1 pseudogene is annotated in these 345 nt (G+C 57.1%); it reads right to left on the bottom strand.

Annotated features, from left to right (window positions below):
• Window positions 1-309: pseudogene (locus AF337_RS30025) on the bottom strand (tetratricopeptide repeat protein); the annotation flags it as partial.
• Between the last annotated feature and the right edge of the window lie 36 nt (window positions 310-345).

Raw genomic sequence — 345 nt, 5'->3', positions numbered from 1 at the left:
GAGCTCCAATGCTTTTTCGTAGCAATGCAGTTCCTTTGCCAGCTCCCGTGTATCCGTACTTGCGATCCCGGCCCCCTTTAAGAACCAGTCCTCGGCCGTCATCCGCTCTTCGGACCGTGCAGCAAGTGCCGTGTGGTTCACTGATACGACCCGATAGAGATGCCGCCTCGGTAGGTAGTCGCCTTTGAGTTCGAATACGTCAACCTCGTGGAAGAGATAGACCGGCAGATCGATGAGATCGAGTACGGTCTGCGTGACGAAGAGGGTATCGGGCTCGGCACATGTTTCCACGCGCTTCGCGATGTTCAAGGCACGACCGATCCAGGCGTCGTCATCGTGCATCCG

It is taken from the genome of Rhizobium ecuadorense, assembly GCF_001187535.1.
GTDB lineage: Bacteria > Pseudomonadota > Alphaproteobacteria > Rhizobiales > Rhizobiaceae > Rhizobium > Rhizobium ecuadorense.
This window is presented reverse-complemented; position numbering and strand designations above follow the sequence as displayed.